This window comes from Stenotrophomonas sp. STEN046 (genome assembly GCF_056759755.1).
Genome location: NZ_JBRRDR010000003.1, coordinates 44263 through 59617 on the forward strand (window position 1 = coordinate 44263; position 15355 = coordinate 59617).

The following is a 15355-nucleotide window of genomic DNA, read 5'->3' on the forward strand; positions in this document are numbered from 1 at the left end:
CTACACGATCACTCAGGCCAGCGCCGGCAGCGACGGCGGCGGCACCGCGCGCGCGGCAAAGGCCACGCGGTCGCGCGCCACGGCGATGGCTTCCACCAGCCCGCGGACCTGTTCGCCGGTATGCAACGCCGACAAGGTGACGCGCAGGCGCGCCTTGCCATCGGGCACCGTGGGCGGGCGTATTGCCCCGATCAGCCAGCCGGCCTGTTCCAGCGCCTGCGACATCGCAACGGCGGTGTGGTCATCGCCACACAGCAGTGGCTGGATCGGTGTTTCCGAGGCCATCAGGTCCAGCCCGTGGCGACGTGCTTCAGCGCGGAACATGGTGATCAGATCGGCCAGCTTTGCGCGCCGCCAATGATCACGGCGCGCCAAGCGCACCGCTTCCAGTGCGGATGCCGCCAGCGCCGGTGCCATGGCGGTGGTGTAGATGTAGGGGCGTGCGGTTTCGGCCAAGTGCTCGATCAGGTCTTCGCGGCCGAGCACCAGCGCGCCGGAACCGCCGAGCGCCTTGCCCAGGGTGACCAGCTGCAGCGGTACATCGTCCACGCCCAGGCCGGCGGTGGCGACCGCGCCACGGCCATCGCCGAGCACGCCCACGCCATGCGCATCGTCCACGTAGAACAGCGCCTGCTGCAGGCGCGCGACCAGCGACAGTGCACGCAGCGGTGCGATGTCACCGTCCATGCTGAAGACACCATCGGTGGCCAGCATCGCCGCGCCATCGGGCGCGTGCTTGAGCTGGCGCATGGCGCCTTCGGCATCCAGGTGCGGATAGCGGCGCAGGCGTGCCCCGGCCAGCCGCGTGGCATCGAGCAGGCTGGCGTGGTTGAGCTTGTCCTGCACGCAGACGTCGTTCTCTTCGCCCAGCAGCGCCTGCTGCACGGCCAGGTTGGCGGCGAAGCCACTGCCGAACAGCAGCGCACGCGGGTAGCCCAGCCACTCGGCCACTTCACGTTCGAGCGCGTCGTGCAGCGCATGGTGGCCGCACACCAGGTGCGAGGCACCGGCACCGGCGCCTTCGCGCGCGGCGGCGTCCTGCAGTGCGTTGACCACGCTGAACTGCTGGGCCAGGCCCAGGTAATCGTTGCTGCAGAAGCCGGTCAGCCAGCGCCCGTCGACTTCCAGGCGCACACCATCGCGACGGCTGACCGTGCGCCGGGGGCGGCGACGGCCTTGGGCATCGCGCAACGCGCGCTGGGCTTGGAGGCGGGCGGTCAGGTCGGGGCGTGCCATGGCGGCTGAATGCGGCGACGGGGCGGCTAGGGTAGCGCGTTGCCGCGACGCCTGCTTGGCCCGGCGGTCAGGCCGCGTGGGCGCAACCGCAGGCCGGTGCATCGGTGCTGATATCGGCGTGCACGGTGCCGGCTTGGTCGTGGCCTTCGGCGTCCACCTGCACCGCCATCGGCCGCAGGCCCAGGCGCGCGAACAGGGCAAGGTCGCGCTCGCTTTCCGGGTTGCCGGTGGTCAGCAGTTTTTCGCCATGGAAGATGGAGTTGGCACCGGCCAGGAAGCACAGTGCCTGCAGTTCATCACTCATCGCTTCGCGCCCGGCCGACAGGCGCACCATCGCGTGTGGCATGGCGATGCGCGCCACCGCGATCATGCGCACGAACTCGAACGGGTCCAGTTCGGCACTGCCATGCAGCGGTGTACCGGGCACCTGCACCAGCTTGTTGATCGGCACCGAATCCGGATGTGCGGGCAGGGTGGCCAGTGCAAGCAGCAGGCCCACGCGCTGCGCGCGTGTCTCGCCCATGCCGACGATGCCGCCGCAGCAGGTTTTCAGGCCTGCATCGCGCACATGGCCCAGCGTGTCCAGGCGGTCCTGGTACTGCCGGGTGTGGATGATCGTGTCGTAGTAGTCCGGCGCGGTATCCAGGTTGTGGTTGTAGTAGTCCAGGCCAGCGTCCTTCAACGCACGCGCCTGCTCGCCACTGAGCATGCCGAGCGTGGCGCAGGTTTCCAGACCCAGCGCTTTGACCCCGGCGATCATGGCGGCCACCTTGGGAATGTCGCGGTCCTTCGGCGACCGCCACGCCGCGCCCATGCAGAACCGCGACGCGCCTGCCGCCTTGGCCTGGCGTGCCTTGGCCAGCACCGCATCGGTTTCCATCAGCTTCTGTGCATTCACCCCGGTGCTGTAGCGCTGCGCCTGCGGACAGTACGCGCAGTCTTCCGGGCAGCCGCCGGTCTTCACCGACAGCAACGTGGAGACCTGGACCTGGGACGGGTCGAAGTGCGCGCGGTGGACAGCGGCGGCGCGGAACAGCAGCTCGGGGAACGGCAGCTCGAACAGCGCCTGCAGTTCGTCGTGTTGCCAGTCGTGGCGGATGGCAGCAGCCATGGCGGGACCTTGGATACGAGTGGAGCGAGGGCGGCAGTGTGGTTGGGGTGTGGATTGCTGTCAACCTATCGATATCAACAATGGTTTACGGCGATGGGTGTCTGCATGCCTGCGGCGGTGCTAAGTTCGCCTCTGCGTACAGATTCGCGAGCAACCCGATGGAAAATGACGACAGACCCCTGACCCGCCCCGATGCCGTGCTGTGCAGCCTGGGCGAACTGGCTGGCGGCCGCGTGCGGGTGGTGCTGGATGATCTGCGCAGGGCCGACCAGACGACGCACTGGCGGCACCAGGCGTTCGTGACTTCGAAGGACTACCCGGCAGAACTGCTCGCCGACCCGAGTGCACTGTCGGAAGAGGAGCTGGCCGACTTGGGCTTGTCCGTGCTGACCCGTCTGTTGGCGACCAACGGATATCTGCGCGACGTCCATGAGGGCCCGGACAGCGACATGCCTCTCACCGACCTGCAGCAGCGAAGTATTGCGTCGCTGACGGACGAGGACATCGCGTGGATCGATCGGCAGCTGCTCTCCCATTGTGATGGGCAGTTCCGGAAGATCGCCTACATCGTGGGAACAGCGATGTCGCTGGACCCGGAACGCCGACCGGGAATTCCCGATGTGTTCTATGCACAGCGTGTACGCGTGCTGGTGGAGCGGGGCTTGCTGGAAGAGCAGGGCGACATCACGCGCATGCGCTATTGCGAGGTGCGCCGCGTGGTGTGATATCGCGGTTCGGCAGGTGCAAGGCGCGCGGATGCGCTGTGCCTGCAGGTCGTCCGATAGCGGAACCTGCGCCAGCCTGTGCAAGGCGCAATTGGGCGAACCTGCCGGATGCCCGGTTACCGCCATTCCATGGTTTGACTCCTGCTCCGGGATTGATGGAGACTCGACATTCGCGCATGTGGAAGCAGTGGAGAGACTGTTTTGAACGGTGAGACAAGTTCCCTGGCAGAGAGGATCCGTGCTGCCAGGATCGGGGCAGGGATGTCCCAAACCGAGCTGGCACAGGCGCTGTCTGTCAATCGCGCAACCATCGGACATTGGGAGCGTGAAAAGGGATTCGCACCGAGTGTCGATCATCTGCGCGCGATGAGCCGTGTCATGCAGGTGAACTGTGCCTGGCTGCTTCATGGGGAAGAGGTTCCGCGCGCCGTCGAGGCAGGAGGCGGGCGGGCCGGGTTGGAGCTGAAGCTGCTGTCACTGTCAAAGCATTTGCCGGTGTCATTCCTTGCCAGCGTGGTCGCGCTGCTTGAGAACGCGGAGACCTATCTGTAGCCAGACGTTTATCCACTGCTGTGCGTCGCACAGCAGGACGTTTGCACCCTGAGCGCGCATGTAGATTTAATCAGGCCGGGCATGGATCGCGATGCGATGCATGGCCCGATAAGGCATGAATCTACTTTCACCCGTCAAAAAGGATGCAGCATGGAACGCAAGTCTGTCGTACTGGAAGATCTGCTGGACGACGTCGCTCCGACGACCAATACGACCACCGAGCTCGGGATCGTGATCACCATTGCGGTTGTCATCTTGTAAGCACGCGCCCGCCCACCCCTCCCTGTTCCGGGGAGGGGTTCTTCAGGGCGGGCATGCATCGCGTTGCGAACGGATGTTGAACGCTTACCCGATGGTGGAAAAAATGCACGAACACAGACGCTATCTGTCCGAGGCAGATCGCTACCCCCGACTCTGCGCGCTGGCCGCCGTCGCCGATGCCTGCGTGGCAGAGGGAAATGTCCAGCACCTGACCGGCCAATGCCGGGAACCATTTGATGATCTGCTGCGATCCGACGAGCTCTCGCGGATCGTGACCGAATCCCTCGAAGCCGTTGCCCGCGGCGACCTGGTCCATCCTGATTGGCTGTCCAAGACGGCCGAAGAATGGGTGGTGATGGATACGCGGGACTATGCGCTGCGACTGGTCGCATGCAAACCGCGTCCGAAGCCGTTACTGCAGAGCCTCAACTTCAACTGCCTGGTCGGCAACATGAGCGGGCCGGAATTTTCCATTACCCGTCATGGGTTCCCGCCGGGTGCGCAGATGGATGCATTCAAGGTGGGCCTGCCGGCTGTGGAGAGAGGCGCATTGACTCTGGCACGAGGCGAATCCGTAGAGCTGCTGATGCGGCAGGACATTCCAAACATTGACATTCGTGCGCCGGCACTGACGCTGACGCTGTACCCCAAGGTCTATGCGCCGTTGATCTGGTGCTTTGACCGGCAGACGCTGCAGTCTGTGATGGCATTGGCCAGTCATGACAGCCCCGTGCGACGACAAGCCGGCGCGGCGATGCTGCAGCATATCCACCAGGCCGAGACACTGCCGGTGGAGGCATCAATGGCGACGCTGGCCGCGCTCGCACGCGATGAATCACATTTTGTCCGCTGGGCGGCACTGCAGGGACTATGCTCGATTGATCTCGACAATGCCCGTCCCCATCTGCTGGAGGCGGCGCATGACCCACATCCGGCGGTTGCCGCTGCAGCGCAGCGTGCGATTCTGGCCCATCTCAACTGACGCGGAGAATCCCCTATGGCATTCAGCCTATATCCCGCTGTCCAGGGCACCGCCAGTGTCGAAGACCTTGTTTCGTACTGTCGCAGTCATGTCAGATACGGGGACTACGACAGCATTCTGGGAGCCTCGGACCTGCTCGCGGCGCTGGCCAATGACCGCGAGCTGCTGGTGAGAGCGATCAACTCGACCCTGCTGGAGCGCGACGACTATTTCAACGACAACATGGGCGTCTCCAGCCAATCGATCATTCTGCACTCCGACCCGACGTTCAAGATACGCGCCAATGTATGGAAGAAGCCTGTCGCCAGAGCGGGCAGCATGGTCCACGATTCCAATCTCTACTCCTACAACTACGCGCACAATCACAACTTCGAGCTGTTGACGGTAGGCTACCTGGGAAGTGGCTACTGGACCGAGATCCACGAGTGCAGGCCCGGTCAGATACAGGGATACATTGGTGAACCGGTTGCGCTGGACTACCTGGAGAAGACCTCATTGCCCCGTGGCAAAGTCATTCTCTTCCGTGCCTGCGAGGACGTGCACACCCAGCTGCCCTGCGAAGAGCTGTCAATATCGCTTAACCTGCTGGTCGTGCCGCCATACGAACGGCTCGCCGATCAGTACAGTTTCGACGTCGCCGCCAAGCGCATCGCCGGGGTCATAACCTCGCCGAACCTGGGGTGTATGTCACTGCTGACATTTGCCGCATTGCTCAGGACGACCCAGGCGTACGACGCCATCGAACAGCTGGCGTTCGGTGGTGGTCACTGGCGCGTTCGCAATGCCGCGCTGGAAGTGGCGGGGTTGCTGGCACCCGGTGAGCGCGACCAGCTGTGGCGAAGAGCCGAGCAGGACCGGGATCCGGCCATCCGCCGTTCGGCACGCCACTGGCTGGAACAGGGACAGGCCGCAACCGGATGATGGGCTTTCTTCGAAGCAGGCTGAACACACCGTTTGCCCGCAAGTGGGGAGCACTCATTGCGTTCGGCACGGTGATCCTGTTCCTGTCCAATCCGGAGCTGCTGTCGGTGGTTCTGCTGGTGAACATGATCGGCGTGGATGTATTCGTGCTGCTGATAGGCATCCAGGTGCGCCAGAACTGGTCGGTCATCAGTACCTTCATCATCATGCCCTGCTATCTCAGGCTCAAGAAGCTGTTCAAGGCAGGCTGAGGCCGGGTCCGGGCGTACGCACCCTGGTGGAGCGGGGCCCGCTGGAGGCCGCAGGTGATCTGTCGCGCATGCGCTACGGTGAGGTACGCCGGACGCGATGATGCGACCGGCGCAGACGGACTCACCAGATCGGGCACTCACTTGAGTGCCCGGCCGGCGCGTGGGATCACTTCGGCATCAGGACCGTGTCCACCACGTGGATCACGCCATTGGACTGCATGACATCGGCGATGCTGATGGCCGCCTTGCCGCCCTTGGCATCGATCAGCCACAGCGCGCCATCGTGCAGTTTGACCGTCAACGGTTCGCCTTCCACCGTCTTCAGCGACAGTGTGCCACCGTGCTTTTTCGCATCGGCCATCAGCTGCTGCGAGGTGTGCGTACCGGCAACTACGTGGTAAGTCAGGATTCTGGTCAGGTCGGCCTTGTGTTCCGGCTTGACCAGGGTATCGACCGTGCCGGCGGGCAGCTTGGCGAATGCGGCGTTGGTCGGCGCAAAGACCGTGAACGGGCCCTTGCCGTTGAGGGTATCCACCAGCCCGGCGGCCTTCACTGCGGCAACCAGCGTGGTGTGGTCCTTCGAGTTCAGGGCGTTTTCGACGATGGTCTTGTTCGGGTACATGGCAGCGCCACCGACCATCACGGTGTCGGCAGCAAAGCTGATCGTTGCGGTGCCGCAGAGCAGCGCGAGGCTGCCGGCAAGGGCGATGCGTTGAAGAAGAGCGTGCATGGTGCGTCTCCTGGATACGTCCACCCCCGGGATGGGGGCATGGACGGTACGCAGCTGGCGGACCAACAGATGCAGCGAGCGGTGCGCGGGCGCACGGGCTGCCTGCACGGTTCAGCAACGAGACGCCGCCGTGAGCGGCGTGCTGCCTTCAAGGCCGTCAGGTCAGCCCTGCTTGAAAACGGTTTTCTGGCCGATGGTGCGGGCCTTGGGGGCGTCGGAGCGACCCAGGCCGGGGATCAGGAAATCGGCGGGGCTGCGCCCATGCTTGGTGCGTTCAGCAAGCCAGCGCGGCATGCGGCCACGGCCGGACCAGGTATTGCGCTTGTTGTCCGGGTCGCGGTACTTGGCGGCCACCTTGCCGGATTTGCGGCGTGGCGCGCGCTTGCTGACCGGGGTTGCGACCTCGGTCGGCGCGGTGCCGAGCAGCTCCTCGATCGTATAACCGTTCTGCGCGGCGAAGGCCGTCAGTTTGCGTCGCACGGCTCCGATCGGGCGGCGGCTGGCAACCAGTGCCCTGCGCTGCTCGGCGGCAGTCACAAGGGCGTTGAGTTCGCGCAGGCTCAGGTGTTCAACGTCGATAGTCATGCTGCGGAGGGTCCGGACATCCCGGCAGGCTGTCAAGTACGCTGTGCAGGCAGGGCAACGACGCAGCGCTGGCCTGTCGCGCTCTACCGGGCTACCGTGCCTGCCTGACTCCACCTGTGGACGGGCCAGCATGATTCCAGCGCATTACTTCACCGCCGATGAAGGCTCGCTCCCCGAAGTTCGCCGCGCCCTCGCACGTGGCCGCCGCCTTCGCCTACCTGTTCGCGTGCGGCGCCTGCAAGGTTACCGCTGGGGGAGCGCAGACATGGACTGCGGACGGCCGGATGGCGCGATCTTTCGCATGGGCGGTGCGTGGAAAGCGCCGGAAATCCAAGCATTCCAGTGGCTGCTTGTCGAGCTCCGCGCTCTCGGGGGATGTGTGTCCGTTCCATGGTGGGGAGAAACCGGACAGCGCGATTTCCAGCGGGCCCTGACAGGATAGGAAACGCGTGGCAACGCGAGTGGCAGCTCAGCCGGGTCGCAGCTGCGCCTCCACATGTTCGGCCAGCCCCCGGCAAGCCAGCAACAGGCCATCCATCACGCCTTCGCCCAGTGGTTGTTGCAACGCGCCGCTGACACGTGCGCGTTCGCCGGCATGCAGAACTTCCAGTAGCGTGAGCAGCCCGGTAGTGGAACGGTCGGCGCGGGCCAGGGCCATGCGGCGGCCGGGCGGAAGTCCGTCCTCTGGCCATGGCTGGCCGTCGGTGCACTCGACGTTGCGGATGCGCTGCAGCTCGGCCAGCAGGCCGAGGTTGGCCGGTGTGGTGTCTTCGTGGGCGATGGTCAGTGCGGTTTCGATACGGGTGGCTATCTGCATGGGCAGGGAGGTGATGGCCTCACCCAGGATGTCGTGCAGATGCGGGCAGTCGGTGCTGATGGTCATATCGGCTTCCTTTACTGGGGAATGCGACGCCACCTTCAAGGAGGTGGCGGACGGTGCGGGGTTGCAATACCGGATCGACAAAGCGCAAGAAGCCGGCGGGCCGAAGCCCCCGCGCACCGCCCGCCGCAGAAGCGGGGACGGATCGCCAACCGACGTCGCATTCGAGCCGACGCCGGTTGGCAAGCGTAGAACGCTTTGTCGAAGTTCGGGATTGCAAGCCCGGCCACGTGCTACGGGTGGCTCGCCATCATTGCCACGGATAGCTGCGTGTTTCCAATTGATTGATCCGCAGGCTCTGCCAGCATCGATAGAAAATTTCACTTATCGCATTCGGCACGATGCCTGCGCCGACGTGCCGATCACGGCAGCCTGCGCAGACACCCGCAGGCGGGATGCAGCAGCGGCGCAGATCGCCTGAAGAACCGTACATGGTCGCTCGCACGCATGCGCCCGCAGTGCGCTGCCAGTGTCGCGAATGACCATTCATACCCGCGCAGCAGCTCATCGCTGCGATGACACTGTCCGTGCGGAACTGTGCAATACGTCAATTGCTGTCTCGTTGTTCCATTGGCTGCCAGCTTCTGCACGCATCCATCTAGGAAATGTACGAAGCGGCGGTTGCTTCGCTTCCACGTTGCTAGTGTCGCCAGCACGCGCTGGGTGTTCGCCGGCTTCTGCCGGAGCCCACATGCGCATTGCACAGGACGCGCATGGATACTCCCCCCGACACCACATTCCATATTGCGATTGACGACCTGGTGGGCCTGGAGGTCGTTCGCTTCGAACTGCAGGAAGGCCTGTGCCAGCCCTTTCGAATGGATGTCGAGCTCGCCAGCCATGACGATAATCTGGATGCGGTGCGCATGCTTGACGGCACTGCACTGTTCTCCATCCAGCAGCAGGGGCGGCCGCAGCGGCAGCTTGGCGGCATCGTAACGGCGTTCGAGCAGCGCAGCAGCGGATTCCGGCGCACGCGTTACCAGGCAGTGGTGGAATCATCCCTGGCTCGACTCGCGCTGCGCCACAACAGCCGGATCTTCCAGCGCGTCGACCCGGTTTCGATCCTCTCGACCCTGCTGCAGGAACACGACATCGTCGACGTTTGCAACCTGTGCGAGGCAGAGCGACCCCTTCGGCAATACTGCGTGCAGTACCGGGAGAGCGATCTGGCGTTCTTCCATCGCCTGGCCGCCGAAGAAGGGGTCGTCTACTGGCATGAGGTGCAGGAAGGGCGCGGCATGCTTGTGCTTGCCGATTCGGCCCTGATCGCCCCGGGCCTGCCGCCGCACGAGCCGGTCATCCTGCAGCCGATGTCTGCCGGCCAGGCACCGATGGCCCATCTGAGCCGCTTCAACTGCCGCCGCCAGCTCGCGCCCACGCAGCTGGTGCAGCGCGATTACAGCTTCCATCTGCCGCACCGCGATCTGGAACAAGAGGCCAGCGCCTACTCGTTGGAAGACGCCGTGGGCCGGTATCCCTACTACGATCCGGCGGGGCGCTACAAGGATGACCGTACCGGGCGTGCCTTCACGCGCCGCAAACTGACCGGCCTGCGCAACGCGGCCGCATACGCAACCCTGGAAGGCAACGACGCACGCCTGTGTGCCGGGCGGGCGTTCGTGCTCAGTGGCCGGCCGCACGCCCCCGCCGAAGATGACTGGCGGGTAGTGACCCTGCACCATCGGGGAGAGCAAGCCAGCTCGCAGGGGGAAGAGGCGGCCGATGCTGCCAACGGCAGTCGCTATCACTTCACCGGCAGCGCGGTGACAGTGGATATGGATTGGCGGCCCGCGCCGCTGCCGCGGCGGGTGATCGATGGCCCGCAGATCGCGCACGTAACCGGGCCGGAAGGTGAGGAGATCCACTGCGATGCCCATGGGCGTGTGCAGGTCTGGTTCCCGTGGGACCGGCAGGGAAAACGCGAGAACAGCACCTGCTGGATCCGGGTCAGCCAAGGCTGGGCCGGCACGATGTTCGGTGCGGTAGCGCTGCCAAGAATTGGCCATGAGGTCATCGTCAGTTTCCTGGAAGGTGACCCGGATCAGCCGATCATCACCGGGCGCACCTATCACGCCGCCAATCTGCCCCCGTACCCGCTGCCGCTGCACAAGACGCGCACGACGCTGAAGACCAAGACCCACCGGGGAGACGGCTACAACGAGCTTCGCTTCGACGATGCCCACGACAGGGAAGAAGTGTTCATCCATGCCCAGCGCGACTACAACACCGAAGTTGGCAACGACCAGACCAGCCAGATTGGCCATGACCGTACCGGCAACATCGCGCATGACGACAGCCTGCAGGTAGGGCATGACCGGCGCGCACAGGTGGACAACGATGACAGCCTGCATGTGCTGCGGCACCGGCGCCTGCAGGTCGATGCCGACCAGATGGTGCTGGTCAAGCGGGACCGGCAGGTGCAGGTCAGCAACGACTTGTCCGAGACCGTGGGCAATACCCGTACCGAGCGCACTACCAGCGATCGCAGCGCCGAAACCGGGGGCCAGTACCAGCATCATGTGTCCGGCCATATTGATGTAACTGCGGGCAAGTCGTTCAACCAGCGGGCACAGACCATCACCCTGCAGGCTGCCGACACCCTCGAGATACGTGGACCGGGTGGCTCGATCATCGTGGATGGCGACGGGATCACCATTGAAGGCCTGGCATTGCGCCTCAAGGGGCCCGTACAGGTGACCGGCGATGGCGTCGGAAATGCGTTGCAGCACGCGGTCGACGCCGTGGCAGCCAAGGCACCTACGGTCTGTGGCGAGCGGCTGCGCGGGGCGGCTGGCAGTGGCGGCGCTCTGGTGGCCATCGATGACTGAGATGAGCGCGCCGCCCATTCGCTACGGAATGCGTCGCTACGCATTGATTGACCGCGGCCAGGAAATGACCGTTGCCGAGGGACAGGCATGGACGCCGGTGGTGCCGCTCTGGCTTGCCGAGGTGGCCGCGCAGCTGCCGGTTCTGCTTGAGATCACGCGCCTGGAATCGCAGGCCAGCGTCGCGCTGGAATGCTGGACCGAACAGGCGCGGAAGTCCGATGGCGGCTGTGGCATCACCCTGCTGGACACTGCGGTGTCGGGCGAGGTGCTGCTGGAACATCTGTGCGGCAACCTGCTCTGGCCCGGTGCCGATGGGCGCCGGCACCTGCTGCGGTACTTCGATGCACGCGTGATGGCACAGCTGGAATGGCTGTTGACGGGCAGCGCGCTGGATCGCCTGCTGGGTCCCATCTGCGAATGGCATCTCGCCCTGGATGGTGGCTGGCACACGATTGCCGCCGAGGGCAGCCGGCCCTACGTGCCTCCTCCGTCAGGAATGGACACCTGCACGGCGCTGGCTTGGATGGATGTCATCACGCCAGCGATTGCCGAGGCCGGGCCCACGAACGTGAAACAGCGCCAGCGGATGGCGCAGCGGGCGTATGAACTGCTGTGGACGGCGCAGCGCCGTTTCGGTCTTCGCGACCGGATGGACCTGTCGCTGTTCGTGCAGCACGGCCTGTGCCTGCACCCGCAGTTTCATGACCATCCGCTGGTGCGGCGCCCACTCGAGCAACAGCACGGCAGCGACTTCTGCTACCGCCTGATCGCTGCGCAGTGGGGCGCTGATGCGCTGCAATGTGTCCGCGCCGACCTGATCCATCTTCGAGGAGAGTTGCAATGACCGCCGCCGCCACGGAAGACAGCCTGCGCCTGTGCCCGGAAACCTGCCCGCACCACCGCGTGGGCCTGCCGATCTACCCGGTGCGCTACGCGGTGATGCCCGGTGATCTGCCCGTGCCAGCAATGGATGCCGCGTTCAAGGACGCCAACACCGCCGTGGATGTCGGCCCGGCGCGCTATGCGCTGCGCAAGCTGCGGGAAGGCTATCTGTATGTGTATGACGAAGCACTGGACGCGTTCGAAAGCTACGTTGTGGACGTGAATGGCGTGCTGTACCGGGCTGGCCCGACAGCGCCACGCAGGCAGCATGCGTTGAGTGAGCCCTGCAGTCAGGCCGGCCACCGTGCTGCGGCCATGTGCATCACGCTGCCGTTGGCACGACATGCTACCCGGGTATGGGTGGCCTACTCCGAATCGCCATGGACCCCTGCGGTGTGCCGGACGCACAAGGAAGATGCCACATTGCGCAAGCGCAGCATGCGCTGCCTGGATGTGAAGCAGTGGCTGGCGTCGCAGAGCCATCCGGCAGCATTGCCGGTTTCGCGGGTGGGCGAGCAGGTGGCCGAGTACGCCGTCTACGGGCCCAAGAAGCGAAACTGGTTGAAACAGGACAGCGACTGGTTCACCTGGAGCACGGCCGAACCGACGCGGGTGGACAGCGCAGCCGGCATCCTGCAGGTCGCCGAGCATCTGATGCCCGGCAAAGGGGTGATGCTGGCACTGCCAGACCCGGTTGGGGTGCTGCGCGATCTGGCGGCGCTGGCGACGCTGCGCAAGCGCAGATTCTACGAACATCCTGCAATCAAGCGGCAGGCGGCGGTGTCCTCGGCGATCGTGATGATCAAGTCGGCGGTGATCAATCAGTTCGAGCTGGAGGAGTCTGCAGCGTCGGAAACAATGATCAACGATCTGCGCTATGGCGGGCCGACGTTGCAGGACCATATGGGCCAGGGCGATGCCCGGGCGGCGGAGGCGCTGCGACGTGTGGTGGAGGTCCCCGGTCGCCTGGAACAGGCGGCCGAACGACGTTGGGGCACCTATACCGCCAAGTACGACGAACCTGCGCGCGCCGAATGGCAACGTGCCATTGATGCGAAGTGGCAGTCGTTCCACACGGCGCAGATCCAGCCGCTGGCCGAGGCGCATGCGCGGTGGCTGCAAAGCCCGCTGTTGGGCGAACTGCTGGATGCACATCATGATCGCGACAATGCTCGCAGCGGCCTGGACTATGCACAGCAGGTGCTGGGCTGCATCGCCGGGATGCAGGAACATCCCAGCTGCTTTGATGCCATGCAGGCACAGCTGTTGCGCAACAACCCCGATGAGGCGGGCAGCGTGCTGCTGCGTGCGCTGTACTTCAACCAGCGCAAAGTATCGGCCCAGATGCGTGCGGCATTGGACAGCGGTCTGGACCTGCGCAGCCTGCCGTGGGATGGCCCGATTGGCGCCTACGCCTCGGTGGTCGAGGCGCTGGGAGAGGGGGCCAGCGGCGCGGCAGCAAAGCTGATCGAGCAGCTGATGGGGCCACTGCTGAGGACGCTCAACTCGGCCTTCGATGGCAGTGCCCAAGCCGCGATGCTGGCGCTGGGGCAGATTGCCGGAAGGGCCTTGGTACCGGTGGAGGTGTCTGGCCCGAAGTGGCGGTTTCGCGAACGGGTAATCCGCGAACTGCTGGAGCGCAGCGACGTGCCGCTGCGGCGGCATGACGTGGAAAAGGCCGTCAACGCGGAGATGCGCCGGCTGAAGCTGAAAGGCATCGAGCTGGACGGCCGCGGCCGGGCCCGCTGGATGGCGCTGCTGGACCCACAGAAGGCGCGTGCCGGCGAACTGAAAGGGCTGCTGAGCCTGGAGCAGGCCGAAACAGTGGAGCTGAAGAAGTGGCGCAGCACGATCAACGTCAATGTGCGGCTGGGCACGGTGGGCGGAGTGCTGCAGGTGGCGGCGTTGACCAAGCTGTGGTCGGACGTGGACGAATCGATGGAACACGAGCGGATGGAAGCGAAGCTGCGGCTGTCGGCGGGGATTGGAGCGCTGGCCGGGACGACGGCGGAGACGGTGGGGAGGGCGTTGGAGAATTACTTCAAGGCGAATTCTAAGATGGCTTCGCGAGGAGCATTTTTGGCGGGGGGAGGAAGGTTTGCTTCTGTCGCAGCGGGCGTGGTGATGGCGATGGTAGATCTGACCAAAGCGCTGGTTGAGCGATCAGAGGGCAACTATGTGATGTTCTCTCTCTACTCGACATCGGCAGCAATAGGGGGATTTCTTGCAGTTGCCTCTTACGCTGGCGCATTTCCTGTATGGGGGTGGGTTGCTGCGGTTCTTCTGATTGCGGTGGCGATTACAATCGAAGTGCTGAAGGACAACAAAATTCAGGATTGGCTGGAACGCTGCTACTGGGGAAGACTGGATTCCAAGAAGAAATACCTCCATCTGGAAAGCGAGATGCGTGAATTGCACGTCGCCATCGGGAGGCAAGCATGAGCCTCCTGGGGCTTATCAAGAAGTTTCCCGTGAACAGAAATTTAACTCAAGGGGAAAGGGCACTTCGCTTGGAGAGGCACCGTAAGCTAGAGAGGGAGCCACTCGCACAACTCAGTGTGATAAGTATCAATTCTTCTTGTCTTGAAGTGGTTGATAAATTCCACGTTGGGAAGGGATTCGCAACGTTCTGTTCTGTTGCAATTATTATTCTTTCTGTCTTGGCGGTTGTCGCCGTAGGGGTCCAGGGCGAAGAGCTTAGAGCGAGCGTGTACAGGGATAAAGAATACATGCTCCTTGTAGAACTAGCTTTTGTGGCGATGCTCGCGATTGGCGTTTCCTTAATTCCTGTGGTGTGCATTTGGCAGGAGGCTCTCAACTACACCCATTATCCGATCCGACTCAATCGGATGAGCCGGATGCTGTATGTGCATCGTGTCGATGGCTCAATACTACGGATGCCGTGGGATGAGGTTTACTTCACATTGGTGAAAGAGCCTGTTTTTCCCTCGGGTATGGGGGCGAACTGGGCAATCCACGGTCACGTTCTGGACGCGGATGGTGTGACCGTCCGGGAGACCTTCGCCTTCAGCGAGGTAGAGATTCCAGAGATCGTTACCGCGCACTGGGAGTTCCTGCGCCGGTATATGGAGGAGGGGCCAGAGGCGGTGGTTGGCTGCATCAACTACTACATTCCGGTCAGCACATGCGCGCGGCGGGAAAGCCTACGCGAAGGATTGCGTCTCCTGCGTATGCGTTATGGCCAGTTCGCGGGTGTTGCACTGATCTACTTCCCGTTCGACTTCGCCAGCGCGTGTGCGCGCTGGGTCGCCATGCGCACAGGAAAGGTCCCTGTCTGGCCAGAGGACGTGGAGGCCGCGTGCGCTGTGGCCGATGACGATCCGTGGGTGCGCGATGCGCGCAATAACCCGGCCAAGTATCGATGACTCACGCGTGCGTCGACGCGGA

At 64.0% G+C, this 15355-nt stretch carries 14 protein-coding genes; 9 read left to right on the forward strand and 5 right to left on the reverse strand.

The window, feature by feature from the left end; genetic code table 11:
- Window positions 1-12: 12 nt before the first annotated feature.
- Window positions 13-1236 (reverse strand): 8-amino-7-oxononanoate synthase, encoded by a 1224-nt coding sequence (gene bioF, locus ACVOLJ_RS02520; protein WP_475280811.1) that lies wholly within the window; start codon window positions 1234-1236, stop codon window positions 13-15.
- 67 nt (window positions 1237-1303) lie between these two features.
- Complete coding sequence (bioB, locus tag ACVOLJ_RS02525) at window positions 1304-2347, reverse strand: biotin synthase BioB (RefSeq protein WP_475280812.1); 1044 nt, start codon at window positions 2345-2347, stop codon at window positions 1304-1306.
- 158 nt (window positions 2348-2505) lie between these two features.
- Here bioB and ACVOLJ_RS02530 point away from each other — a divergent pair, with 158 nt between their 5' ends.
- From ACVOLJ_RS02530 to ACVOLJ_RS02550, 5 genes are all read left to right on the forward strand, one after another.
- Window positions 2506-3072, forward strand: coding sequence for a DUF3658 domain-containing protein (locus ACVOLJ_RS02530; RefSeq protein WP_475280813.1), 567 nt, complete (start codon window positions 2506-2508; stop codon window positions 3070-3072).
- Between the two features lie 261 nt (window positions 3073-3333).
- Window positions 3334-3624, forward strand: a complete 291-nt coding sequence (locus ACVOLJ_RS02535) for a helix-turn-helix transcriptional regulator (RefSeq protein WP_475280814.1) — start codon at window positions 3334-3336, stop codon at window positions 3622-3624.
- Window positions 3625-3958: 334 nt separating this feature from the next.
- Window positions 3959-4867: a HEAT repeat domain-containing protein gene (locus ACVOLJ_RS02540; RefSeq protein WP_481563374.1), complete on the forward strand. Its 909-nt coding sequence runs from the start codon at window positions 3959-3961 to the stop codon at window positions 4865-4867.
- A gap of 15 nt (window positions 4868-4882) precedes the next feature.
- Complete coding sequence (locus ACVOLJ_RS02545; protein ID WP_475280816.1) at window positions 4883-5788, forward strand: transposase; 906 nt, start codon at window positions 4883-4885, stop codon at window positions 5786-5788.
- Window positions 5788-6039: a hypothetical protein gene (locus ACVOLJ_RS02550; RefSeq protein WP_475280817.1), complete on the forward strand. Its 252-nt coding sequence runs from the start codon at window positions 5788-5790 to the stop codon at window positions 6037-6039. The genes ACVOLJ_RS02545 and ACVOLJ_RS02550 overlap by 1 nt, the downstream gene beginning before the upstream one ends.
- A 166-nt stretch (window positions 6040-6205) precedes the next feature.
- Here ACVOLJ_RS02550 and ACVOLJ_RS02555 read toward each other — a convergent pair whose 3' ends face one another.
- From ACVOLJ_RS02555 to ACVOLJ_RS02565, 3 genes are all read right to left on the reverse strand, one after another.
- Window positions 6206-6769 (reverse strand): fasciclin domain-containing protein, encoded by a 564-nt coding sequence (locus ACVOLJ_RS02555; protein ID WP_475280818.1) that lies wholly within the window; start codon window positions 6767-6769, stop codon window positions 6206-6208.
- 162 nt (window positions 6770-6931) lie between these two features.
- Window positions 6932-7354 carry an H-NS histone family protein gene (locus ACVOLJ_RS02560; protein ID WP_475280819.1) on the reverse strand — a complete coding sequence of 141 codons (423 nt, stop codon included), beginning with the start codon at window positions 7352-7354 and terminating at the stop codon, window positions 6932-6934.
- A gap of 469 nt (window positions 7355-7823) precedes the next feature.
- Window positions 7824-8237 (reverse strand): hypothetical protein, encoded by a 414-nt coding sequence (locus ACVOLJ_RS02565; RefSeq protein WP_481563375.1) that lies wholly within the window; start codon window positions 8235-8237, stop codon window positions 7824-7826.
- Between the two features lie 710 nt (window positions 8238-8947).
- On the opposite strand from ACVOLJ_RS02565, the gene ACVOLJ_RS02570 reads away from it, so the two are divergent.
- The 4 genes from ACVOLJ_RS02570 to ACVOLJ_RS02585 are packed head-to-tail and all read left to right on the forward strand — an operon-like array spanning window position 8948 to window position 15333.
- Window positions 8948-11065, forward strand: coding sequence for a type VI secretion system Vgr family protein (locus ACVOLJ_RS02570; RefSeq protein ID WP_481563376.1), 2118 nt, complete (start codon window positions 8948-8950; stop codon window positions 11063-11065).
- Complete coding sequence (locus tag ACVOLJ_RS02575) at window positions 11058-11909, forward strand: DUF4123 domain-containing protein (RefSeq protein WP_481563377.1); 852 nt, start codon at window positions 11058-11060, stop codon at window positions 11907-11909. The genes ACVOLJ_RS02570 and ACVOLJ_RS02575 overlap by 8 nt, the downstream gene beginning before the upstream one ends.
- A complete protein-coding gene (locus ACVOLJ_RS02580; protein WP_481563378.1) occupies window positions 11906-14389 on the forward strand; it encodes a T6SS effector BTH_I2691 family protein in 2484 nt (827 codons plus the stop codon). Before ACVOLJ_RS02575 ends, ACVOLJ_RS02580 begins: the two co-directional genes overlap by 4 nt.
- Window positions 14386-15333 (forward strand): DUF6708 domain-containing protein, encoded by a 948-nt coding sequence (locus ACVOLJ_RS02585; RefSeq protein WP_481563379.1) that lies wholly within the window; start codon window positions 14386-14388, stop codon window positions 15331-15333. Before ACVOLJ_RS02580 ends, ACVOLJ_RS02585 begins: the two co-directional genes overlap by 4 nt.
- Window positions 15334-15355: the final 22 nt, after the last annotated feature.

What these genes read in the sequence shown, in the direction of transcription:
- bioF (WP_475280811.1), bottom strand. Translation starts at nt 1,236, where the DNA reads ATGGCACGCCCCGACCTGACCGCCCGCCTCCAAGCCCAGCGCGCGTTG.
- bioB (WP_475280812.1), bottom strand. Translation starts at nt 2,347, where the DNA reads ATGGCTGCTGCCATCCGCCACGACTGGCAACACGACGAACTGCAGGCG.
- ACVOLJ_RS02530 (WP_475280813.1), top strand. Translation starts at nt 2,506, where the DNA reads ATGGAAAATGACGACAGACCCCTGACCCGCCCCGATGCCGTGCTGTGC.
- ACVOLJ_RS02535 (WP_475280814.1), top strand. Translation starts at nt 3,334, where the DNA reads ATGTCCCAAACCGAGCTGGCACAGGCGCTGTCTGTCAATCGCGCAACC.
- ACVOLJ_RS02540 (WP_481563374.1), top strand. Translation starts at nt 3,959, where the DNA reads ATGTTGAACGCTTACCCGATGGTGGAAAAAATGCACGAACACAGACGC.
- ACVOLJ_RS02545 (WP_475280816.1), top strand. Translation starts at nt 4,883, where the DNA reads ATGGCATTCAGCCTATATCCCGCTGTCCAGGGCACCGCCAGTGTCGAA.
- ACVOLJ_RS02550 (WP_475280817.1), top strand. Translation starts at nt 5,788, where the DNA reads ATGGGCTTTCTTCGAAGCAGGCTGAACACACCGTTTGCCCGCAAGTGG.
- ACVOLJ_RS02555 (WP_475280818.1), bottom strand. Translation starts at nt 6,769, where the DNA reads ATGCACGCTCTTCTTCAACGCATCGCCCTTGCCGGCAGCCTCGCGCTG.
- ACVOLJ_RS02560 (WP_475280819.1), bottom strand. Translation starts at nt 7,354, where the DNA reads ATGACTATCGACGTTGAACACCTGAGCCTGCGCGAACTCAACGCCCTT.
- ACVOLJ_RS02565 (WP_481563375.1), bottom strand. Translation starts at nt 8,237, where the DNA reads ATGACCATCAGCACCGACTGCCCGCATCTGCACGACATCCTGGGTGAG.
- ACVOLJ_RS02570 (WP_481563376.1), top strand. Translation starts at nt 8,948, where the DNA reads ATGGATACTCCCCCCGACACCACATTCCATATTGCGATTGACGACCTG.
- ACVOLJ_RS02575 (WP_481563377.1), top strand. Translation starts at nt 11,058, where the DNA reads ATGACTGAGATGAGCGCGCCGCCCATTCGCTACGGAATGCGTCGCTAC.
- ACVOLJ_RS02580 (WP_481563378.1), top strand. Translation starts at nt 11,906, where the DNA reads ATGACCGCCGCCGCCACGGAAGACAGCCTGCGCCTGTGCCCGGAAACC.
- ACVOLJ_RS02585 (WP_481563379.1), top strand. Translation starts at nt 14,386, where the DNA reads ATGAGCCTCCTGGGGCTTATCAAGAAGTTTCCCGTGAACAGAAATTTA.